10 protein-coding genes are annotated in these 9,172 nt (G+C 28.0%); 5 read left to right on the top strand and 5 right to left on the bottom strand.

The genetic code is table 11. The features are described from left to right. Positions 1-48 precede the first annotated feature (48 nt). Genes Q0J90_RS11535 through Q0J90_RS11525 form a run of 3 tightly spaced genes read right to left on the bottom strand, consistent with a single transcriptional unit; the run spans position 49 to position 1,501 of the window. Positions 49-357 (bottom strand): nucleotidyltransferase domain-containing protein, encoded by a 309-nt coding sequence (locus tag Q0J90_RS11535; protein ID WP_297278048.1) that lies wholly within the window; start codon positions 355-357, stop codon positions 49-51. Next, complete coding sequence (locus Q0J90_RS11530; protein ID WP_297278047.1) at positions 357-770, bottom strand: HI0074 family nucleotidyltransferase substrate-binding subunit; 414 nt, start codon at positions 768-770, stop codon at positions 357-359. Before Q0J90_RS11530 ends, Q0J90_RS11535 begins: the two co-directional genes overlap by 1 nt. Before the next feature lie 35 nt (positions 771-805). After that, entirely contained in the window at positions 806-1,501 is a 696-nt protein-coding gene (locus Q0J90_RS11525) for a YggS family pyridoxal phosphate-dependent enzyme (protein ID WP_297278046.1), read from the bottom strand. Positions 1,502-1,697: 196 nt separating this feature from the next. On the opposite strand from Q0J90_RS11525, the gene Q0J90_RS11520 reads away from it, so the two are divergent. The 3 genes from Q0J90_RS11520 (at position 1,698) to Q0J90_RS11510 (ending at position 5,149) form a co-directional block, all read left to right on the top strand. After that, positions 1,698-2,168: a YaaR family protein gene (locus tag Q0J90_RS11520; protein WP_297278045.1), complete on the top strand. Its 471-nt coding sequence runs from the start codon at positions 1,698-1,700 to the stop codon at positions 2,166-2,168. Next, positions 2,165-2,854: a tRNA (adenosine(37)-N6)-threonylcarbamoyltransferase complex dimerization subunit type 1 TsaB gene (gene tsaB / locus Q0J90_RS11515; RefSeq protein WP_297278044.1), complete on the top strand. Its 690-nt coding sequence runs from the start codon at positions 2,165-2,167 to the stop codon at positions 2,852-2,854. Before Q0J90_RS11520 ends, tsaB begins: the two co-directional genes overlap by 4 nt. Positions 2,855-3,019: 165 nt before the next feature. Then, the gene (locus Q0J90_RS11510) at positions 3,020-5,149 is read left to right on the top strand and encodes a methyl-accepting chemotaxis protein (protein WP_297278043.1); all 2,130 of its coding nucleotides are present in this window, start codon (positions 3,020-3,022) and stop codon (positions 5,147-5,149) included. 56 nt (positions 5,150-5,205) lie between these two features. On the opposite strand, the gene mnmH is transcribed toward Q0J90_RS11510, so the two are convergent. Then, positions 5,206-6,240, bottom strand: coding sequence for a tRNA 2-selenouridine(34) synthase MnmH (gene mnmH, locus Q0J90_RS11505; RefSeq protein WP_297278042.1), 1,035 nt, complete (start codon positions 6,238-6,240; stop codon positions 5,206-5,208). An 83-nt stretch (positions 6,241-6,323) separates the two neighbouring features. Next, the gene (locus tag Q0J90_RS11500; protein ID WP_297278041.1) at positions 6,324-6,941 is read right to left on the bottom strand and encodes a hypothetical protein; all 618 of its coding nucleotides are present in this window, start codon (positions 6,939-6,941) and stop codon (positions 6,324-6,326) included. 199 nt (positions 6,942-7,140) lie between these two features. On the opposite strand from Q0J90_RS11500, the gene Q0J90_RS11495 reads away from it, so the two are divergent. Together Q0J90_RS11495 and trpS are read left to right on the top strand one after the other, a co-directional pair. Continuing rightward, on the top strand, positions 7,141-8,121 hold the full coding sequence (locus Q0J90_RS11495; RefSeq protein ID WP_297278040.1) for a regulatory iron-sulfur-containing complex subunit RicT: 981 nt from the start codon (positions 7,141-7,143) through the stop codon (positions 8,119-8,121). Positions 8,122-8,149: 28 nt separating this feature from the next. Next, positions 8,150-9,148, top strand: coding sequence for a tryptophan--tRNA ligase (gene trpS / locus Q0J90_RS11490; RefSeq protein WP_297278039.1), 999 nt, complete (start codon positions 8,150-8,152; stop codon positions 9,146-9,148). The last annotated feature ends 24 nt before the right edge of the window (positions 9,149-9,172 follow it).

The raw sequence follows: 9,172 nt of genomic DNA, 5'->3' as shown, positions 1-9,172 counted from the left end.
ATATATCCCCTAGCCTAACTTCCTGCCAATCATCTTTTACTTTTTTCATTATAAAAAACTCCTGCTGTAAATTATTTCGCTGCCTGAGTCTATTATTTGCTTAAACTCTTCGCTTATATTATTATAATCTATAATATCTACTCTATAACTTAAATTACTCTCTTCAAAATCATATTTCAAATTCTCTATTTCATTTATACTCATCTTCCTATTTAAATCAATAGCTAAATCCAAATCAGAAAATTTTCTGTTAGTACATTTATATCTTGAACCAAAAGCATAAACTTTACCAGACTTTATATTATAAGATAAAATTTTATTTATTGTTTCTATATCATTATATGGTATTGATAGCATTATACTTTTTCCTTTAAATTCTTTAAAAGATATTCTGCATAACTTGGAAATTTTAATGCATACTCTAAAACTTCATGAGATAAAATCCCAGAATATCTATGCGATGTATTATTTCTAGCATTATGAAATTCTATCCACATATTTACATCATCTATTAAAAAATATTCGCCTGCAAGTCTGAATAATCCTTTTTTTGTAGTTTTATGCGATGTATCAGCTGAAATATTTTCATCAAGCCATTTAGCTATTAATTTCCAGCTATTCTCATAAGCTATTTCAAAATTCTGTATTATTCCTGCTGATATTGTATCTATCAAATCTTTATTTTCATCTTCTTTATAGCTGTAATATACATTAATAGATTTTTCTAATGCTTTTATTGATTTTTCTAAAGTTTCAAAATTCAAAGGCATAATTTATCCTCGTTTATTACAAAACCTTTTAACATTTAAGAATTACCTAAAAAGCTGCTGCCTATTCTAACCATATTTGAACCATGCTTTATTGCAAGTTCATAATCTGAAGACATACCCATAGAAAGAACGGATAAAGGATTTTTATATTTTGAATTTATTTCTTCATATATTATATGCAATCTCTCAAACTCTTTCTCTATAACTGAAGAATCTTCGCTGTCCATTGCTATTCCCATAAGACCTTTTATACATATATTATCCATTCCGCTTATATTCTCGTATATATTATGATAACTGCTTGTATTAAATCCGCCTTTCTGTTCCTCATCGCTTATATTAAACTGAAGAAGTATATCCTGTATCTTATTATTTTTTTGTGCTTCCTTGCTTATATATTGGGCTGTTTCAATAGAATCTACGCTTTGTATCAAATCTGCATATTTAACTATGTATTTTACCTTATTGTTCTGTATGCGTCCTATAAAATGCCATTTAACATTGTCTTTAATCTCTGCAATCTCCCCTGCTCTATCCCTCAAGCTCTGTGCTTTACTCTCAGCCAGCGGAAGATCTATATTTAATGACAGAAATTCCTTTATAGTGTCCAATGATGAATATTTGCTTACCGCTGCAATATTAACATCATAGCTTATACTGTATTTTTGTTTTATTCTTTCAATATTTTCAATTATTGAGTTATATCTTGATAAAATTTCTTCTCTTTTCATAAAAAAATTATAAATCTTTTTAGTTTTTTTTCAATAATTTTCAGTTTAGCCCATTATTATAATCAAAAAAATAAAATAATAAAGCAAAATAGCAAAAATACGATTTATAGTATATTGATATTTTATATGATTCATGTTAAGTTAACATAATATATTTTAAAAGTTAACATAATTAAGTATTTTACGGAGAAATGTAATGAGAGTTCAAGAAAGAATGAATAGAGAGATGAATTTAAACAATATATTGATGGCTTCGCCTGAGGCATCAATGAAAGTATCAGCAGCTTCATCTCCCTTCGCTGCAATGTTGGAAGAAGATAAAGAAATAAAAAAATACTCATACGAATTAGATGAATTAAAAAGACAAATTTACGATGCTGGGAATATTTTAGACAGAAGTGCAAATATAAAAGATTTTCAGAGATTTAGAGATTTAATAAGAGCATTAACAGATAAACTAATAAAAGACGCTTACAGAGTAAGAGAAGTTTCGGTATTCAATAGAAGCAGATCTATGTACAGCAGCCGCCAGTACAAAGTTGTTGCCAAGATTAACGAAGAACTTGACTCTCTTTATGCTTTAATTATGAAAGAACAAAAGAATCATATAGCAATAGCAAATAAAGTTATGAGACTTAAAGGCTTAGTACTAGATTTAATGTCATGAATATATTAGCATTCGATACAGTATCAAGCAGTTTCTCAATAGCTCTTCAAAAAGACGATAATACTATTTCAGAACTTAATAAGCAGAATATAAAAAATCATAATGAAGAAATACTTCCTGCTTTACAGTCTTTCCTTAAAGAAAATAATGTTTCATTGGATGATATAACTTATATAGCATTGGGAATGGGACCAGGCTCTTTTACAGCCTTAAGAATAGCATTTGCCACTATAAAAACTATATGCTACGCTAAAAATATATCAATAATAGGCATTCAAAGTTTAGATGCTTTATATGAGAATATAAAAGATTATGACGGAATAAAAGCAGCTATGATAGATGCCAGAAAAGGAAGCGTATATGCTAATATATATAACGGCTGTAATAAATTAAAAGAGAATATGGATTTAACATATCAGGAATTCATAGATATAATTAATTCAATAGAAAACACGGATAAAAATATAGTATTATGCGGCGACGGATTTTATAATAATAGAGATTTCTTTACTGAAAATCTAAAAAATTACAATATTAAACCTTTAGATGAAAATTATAATATAATAAGAGCATATAATATAATACTTCTCTCCAAGTATAAATTTAAAAACAATCAATTTGACGATATACATTCTTTACTGCCGCTTTACATAAGAAAAAGCGAAGCTGAAAATAAGAAAAAGTAGATTTTTTTTACAAAAGAATGTATTTAATTAAAAAATAAATGTTAAATATACGATAAATTATAGAATATGTAAAAAATATATCTTGACTTCATAAAAAATATTGTTATTATATATAATAATATAAAATGATATTTTTTCATGTAAATAAATTGTTGGAGTTTGACAGTGAGAAAATTGCAATCCTTAAAGGTTAAAATACCGTTTTTCGTAATGCTTCTCGTTACGGTTATGACAATTATTTTAGTTACTCTATTAATTAATATAGGTGCTCAGGGTATAAGAAGTTCTGCTATATTCGGATTTGAATCAACTACAAAAGTATATGCTAGAATGATAAATGTATGGCTAGAGCAGTCAATATTTACGTCTGAAGCAATAAGCAGAGGATACCCGGAATTGGTAACATTCATCCAAAATCAAACACCTGAAAATAAACTTGCTCTTACACAAAAATTAAAAGCTGTTACAGCAAATAATGTTAATTTAGAAGGAATAGTAGTTCTTGACGGATCAGGAAATGTAGTAGCTGACACTTTAGATGATAAAATTGTTAATGCCTCTTCCACAAGAAATTTCAGCGGAACAGAATTATGGCAGAAAATCATGTCCGGTCAATCTTCCGTACATTATACTGTAGATCCTTCTCCTGCTGATAATAATAAATATGTTGTAAAAGTTTTCTCACCTGTAAAAGATTCAGCCGGAAATATAGTTGGTGCAATATCTACAATGATTGATTGGTTAGGCTTTATAGATAAAGAATTAAATCTTGTAAAATCAGGAAATACTGGTCACCCATTCATAGTTGATAAAGATAGATGGGTTATAGCTGACCCTATACCTTCGCATGTAAGAAGTGAAGTTTTAAGAAATGCAGATTATATCAAATATGCTGTAGAAAATGAATCAGGATATTATGAGTTTAAATCACCTTTTAATGATAAAGACTCTATAGCTACTTTTTATAAAGAGCCTATATCTGGTTGGTCTGTTGTTATGAGTATAGAATCAGCAGAATTATTCTCTCATATTTCTTCTATGAAAAGATATGCTATCATTGGTACTATTGTAATACTTGTAATTGCCTCTTTGGTAATAGTATTCTATATAAACAAAATAACTACTATATTACACCTTTTAGCTATAGATTTAACTAGTTTATCTAAAGGTGATCTTAGTTGGTCTACTCCTCCTGGATTTGAAAAAAGAAAAGATGAATTCGGTGAGATTGCTGTTGCTTTAATAAATATTTTAGATCAATTAAATGAAAAAGTAAGAATAGTATACGATAGTGCCTACACTGTAAAAGCATCTGCTAATGAAGTAGCACAAGGTAATATAGATTTATCAAACAGAACAGAAAATCAAGCTTCAGGACTTGAAGAAACTGCTTCTTCTATGGAAGAAATAGCATCTACAATAAAATCATCTGCTGAACACACATTAGAAGGCAATAATATGATGATTAATTCTAAAACAGCTATTGAAGAAGCAGGAAGAATTATTGAAGAAAGTACTCAAAATATAGAAGCTGTATATGAATCAAGTTCTAAAATCAGTGCTATTACAAAAATAATTGAAGACATAGCATTCCAAACTAATATACTTGCTCTTAATGCTGCAGTTGAAGCTGCCCGTGCCGGAGAACAAGGAAGAGGTTTCGCTGTTGTTGCTTCTGAGGTTAGAAACTTAGCACAAACAACTCAAACATCTGTAAAAGATATTACAAGTTTAGTAGCTGATTCAGAAGAAAAAATAGCTGCTGCTACAGAAACAGCAAGAGAATCTAAAGAAATATTCCAAAACTTAAGAGCTCAGATAGAAGAAACAGCTAAAATTATGCAGGATTTAAGTTCTACTGCTATGGAACAGCAGGCTGGTGTAGATCAGGTTAATATAGCTATTACACAAATGGATATGACTACTCAGCAAAATGCTGCTTTAGTAGAAGAGGCTACAGCTGCTTCTGAAGCATTATTCTCTCAAGCTGAAGAATTATTAAGAGCTATGGAATTCTTTAAATTAAGAGGCATGAATTATAAGAAAAATATAGCAAAAGTAGAAAGAGAGAAAAAAGATACTGTAACACCTACTACAGATAAAAAAGCTGTTCAGGAAAATAAACCTGCTCCTGTAAAAAAACCAGAATTAAAAAGCCCATTAAAGAAACATCATGAAGAAAAACCTGTTAGTGTTCCTGTTAGCTCTGCTCCTGTTAAAACAGTAAAAGATAATGAATTTGGAAATACATTTGATACCTCTAAAGATACTTCAGATGGTTTTGAATCATTTTAATCTTCAGTAAATAAATAAAAAAGCGAAAGGTAAAACTTTCGCTTTTTTTATATCTTTTAAAGATTAACCTTATTTAATATTAATTTGACAATATTATCAAAATCTTGATTGCAGCATTCTATCTTTACCAATTTATCATCCTGAATGCTAAGCTTATAAGCCTTATCATAATAATAAAGCATATTCAATACGCATTCATATATATTTCCATTATCAAGTAATTCTAAAGATTCCTTCATCTTTTCGCCGACCAAACGGTTTTTTATCTTTATAATGGATTCTTTTAAATCATCAATACTATATTTACCATAAGTATTAACAATATATTCAGCCCTAAACTCTTTTGGTATGTCCAAATATATTATTTTTTCACTGTCTCTCATTCTATTAAATAAATCTCTTGGTATAGCTCTTTTACCTATAAGCAAACTTTCATCTTCAAACCATAATATAGAATCAATACTATACTTTAATAATTCAGCTGATAAATTATTTTCAAATTGTTCCTGGCTAGGCTGTTCTCCCTCATTTATCCATCCGAATGCCGAACCTTTATGCTTGGCTATTTTTTCTAAATCTATAACATTATGTCCATATTCTTTTAATTTATTTAATATTAATGTTTTTCCGCTTCCTGTCTTTCCTGTAAGCAAATATATTCTATAGTTCTTATTAAAAGAATCTAATACATAATGCCTATACCTTTTATATCCTCCGTCCAAAACATAAACATCATAACCATAACTGGAGCAAAGCCAAGCTACTGACTCGCTTCTCATTCCTCCTCTAAAACAATGCATAAGAATTTTATTAGTATTATTATAGTCTTTTGTTATATTATCAATGGATTTTAGTATATCTGTCATTCTTAATGATACATACTCAAGCCCTTTCAATACAGCTTCTTTTCTTCCAATTTGCTTGTATATAGTTCCTACGTCTTTTCTCTCTTCATCATTAAACAAATAGACATTATAAGCATTTGGTATATGAGCATGTTCATATTCTATAGGAGAGCGAACATCTATAATAGGCAGATTCTCTTCTTCCCTTAATTTAAAAAATTCATCTATATTAATACGCTTAACCATTTATACTCCATATACAAAATAGATTAATATATAATATAAATAAAACTAAAAATGTAAATAGATTTATTTATAAACATTCAAAATTAAAATAATCTTCCAATTACTTCAACATCATCCCAATCAATTTCATGTTCTGTAGGTATAGGATAAGATTCCCAATCAGCACTTACAGAAGGCACCCAATCATTCCCTCTTCCATATCCATTTTTTCTCATCCAATGGTGTAATCTATCCTTATAATCTGATGAGTAATTTTCTGCTATATATAAAATATCATCTTTTACCATTAATCCTATGGATAAATAAATACTTCTATCCGGAAAATTCTTACTAATATAATATGAAAGTTCTGAATATAATCTATCATAAACATTTTTTTTTACGGTATCTTCATATAAATTAAATGTAGGCAAACTTTCAACTATATAACTTTTTAATGTTGTATTTTTATAATAAAATGCCTGATTTTTTTCTTTCATAAGAAATAAACTATATTTTATAGGAGCTTTATATCCATATACAGTTAAAGTCATATTAGCATTATTATCAAATCTATATATATTTTGATAAACATCATATGATATTTTATTTTTTACCATATCTTTCCAATATTGTGCATTATCAGTTTTTAAATAAATTTCTGGTGCACTTAAACATGACAACATCATAAACAATAATGGAAACAAAAAAGACAACTTCATAAATAACTACACATAATTTTTCAACATATATAATATACTCTATATACAATATTAATCAACATATTTTTATAAAATTATAATATAAAATCATACTATATAAAAAAATAATACTTGCAATAATATCAACTTAAAAATAAAATATAGTACCATTAAATTATATTAACTAATTCTTAAAATATAATAAGTTTGGAGTGTATTAATGATAAAAAACATAGCCCATGTTAAATTTAGGGGTTCTAATATAGGGAAATTTGAACATTTGCATTTAGAGAATGTAAAAGTAAAAGATACATGTGTCATAGAAACTGATGAAGGTATAGAAATAGGATACATACTAAATTTTGAAGATATAGATATGGATTCATTAAATGCTGAAGAAAATCAAAATAGTGATTCTAATGAAAATAATGAAATATCGGAACAAAATGATGATATTGATGACGTCAGTAATGAAGAAATATCTGAAGAATTAAAGGATATTGTTGAAGAAGAACCCAACATAAAAACAAAAAATAATAAAAATAAAATCTTTAATATAATTAGAATAGCAAATGAAAAAGATTTAGAACAGCATAGAATAAATACAGAAGATGCATCAGAAGCTTTTAAAATATGCAAAGAAAAAGTCAATAATCATAATCTGGATTTAAAATTAATAAGTTCTTATTATTTTTTAGATAGAGCTAAACTTTTATTTGAATTCATTGCAGAAGAGAGAATAGATTTTAGAGAGTTAGTAAAAGATTTAGCAGCACATTTTAAAACAAGAATAGAACTTCGCCAAATAGGAGTAAGAGATGAAGCAAGATCTATAGGCGGATGCGGAATATGCGGAAGAGAATTATGCTGTAAAGTAATAAAAGGTAAGTTTGAAACTATCACTATAAAAATGGCAAAAGAACAAGGCATGCTTTTAAACACAATGAAAATATCCGGACAATGCGGAAGACTTATGTGCTGCTTAGGACATGAATATAAAGCATATTGTGCTCTAAAAAAAGATTTACCTAAGGTTGGTACTAAGTTAGTATTTAATAGTGTACCATCCGTAATAAAAGAGGTGAATCCATTAAATAAAAAATTATTGATAGAAACAGAAGATAAAAGACTTATATATATTAATGTAAGCGATTTAAGAACTGAAGAAGGTTTCTTAGTTGCAAACATAAAAGCAGAATAAAATATAAAAAATTAAATGGAGTTATAATATGTCAAAAAAAGTTATGTTAAGCGGAATACAGCCTACTGGTTCTCTTCATATTGGTAATTATTTAGGAGCTTTAAAAAATTGGGCAGACATACTTGATAATTATTATGGATTTTTTTGCATAGTTGACTATCATGCAATTACTGTTGAATATGATGTTAAAGAAATGCAAAAAAGAATAATGGATGCTGCTGTTGAATATCTGGCATGCGGACTTGATCCTAAAAAATGCTCCATATTTGTACAATCTGATGTTAGAGCACATACAGAACTTGCTTGGATATTTAATTCCATAATACCGGTGGCTGAATTGGAAAGAATGACTCAATACAAAGATAAATCAAGAAAGAATGTTGAAAATATTAATGCAGCACTTCTCACATACCCTTCATTAATGGCAGCTGATATTTTACTTTATCATCCTGATATAGTTCCGGTTGGAGAAGATCAGGAACAACATGTAGAATTAACAAGAATGATAGTTAGAAAATTTAATAATAGATACGGAGAATATTTTAAAGAACCTGATACTTATCATGGCAAAGTATTAAGAATATTAGGACTAGACGGCCAAAATAAAATGAGCAAATCTCTAAATAATCATATAGCTTTGCGTTTAACAGCAGAAGAAACAGAGAAATTAATTTTACAAAAAGCAATGACAGATACAAACAGAAAACTTAAAACTGATGCTGGCAACCCTGATATTTGTAATGTTTATAATTATCATAAAATTTTCTCTTCTGAAGATGAACAAAAAGAAATTTGCGATGGCTGTAAAAATGCGGCTATTGGATGCGTACAATGCAAAAAAATGCTGGTTAAAAATATTAATGATGAACTTGCCCCTATAAGAGAGAACATAAATAAATTATCCAATGATAAAGATTATGTTTATGATGTACTTAAAGAAGGTGCTAAAAATGCTTCCGAAGTTGCTGAAAAAACATTATATGAAGTTAGAGATTTAATGGGTTTAGTTGATAATAAAAGAAAATAATTAATAAAAAAGACTGTTAATTTT

Source organism: uncultured Brachyspira sp., from assembly GCF_944390595.1.
Taxonomy (GTDB): Bacteria; Spirochaetota; Brachyspiria; order Brachyspirales; family Brachyspiraceae; genus Brachyspira.
This window is presented reverse-complemented; position numbering and strand designations above follow the sequence as displayed.

Coding starts and splice junctions, on each gene's coding strand:
- Q0J90_RS11535 (WP_297278048.1), bottom strand. CDS start 357: ATGCTATCAATACCATATAATGATATAGAAACAATAAATAAAATTTTA.
- trpS (WP_297278039.1), top strand. CDS start 8,150: ATGTCAAAAAAAGTTATGTTAAGCGGAATACAGCCTACTGGTTCTCTT.
- tsaB (WP_297278044.1), top strand. CDS start 2,165: ATGAATATATTAGCATTCGATACAGTATCAAGCAGTTTCTCAATAGCT.
- Q0J90_RS11500 (WP_297278041.1), bottom strand. CDS start 6,941: ATGAAGTTGTCTTTTTTGTTTCCATTATTGTTTATGATGTTGTCATGT.
- Q0J90_RS11520 (WP_297278045.1), top strand. CDS start 1,698: ATGAGAGTTCAAGAAAGAATGAATAGAGAGATGAATTTAAACAATATA.
- Q0J90_RS11530 (WP_297278047.1), bottom strand. CDS start 770: ATGCCTTTGAATTTTGAAACTTTAGAAAAATCAATAAAAGCATTAGAA.
- Q0J90_RS11495 (WP_297278040.1), top strand. CDS start 7,141: ATGATAAAAAACATAGCCCATGTTAAATTTAGGGGTTCTAATATAGGG.
- Q0J90_RS11525 (WP_297278046.1), bottom strand. CDS start 1,501: ATGAAAAGAGAAGAAATTTTATCAAGATATAACTCAATAATTGAAAAT.
- mnmH (WP_297278042.1), bottom strand. CDS start 6,240: ATGGTTAAGCGTATTAATATAGATGAATTTTTTAAATTAAGGGAAGAA.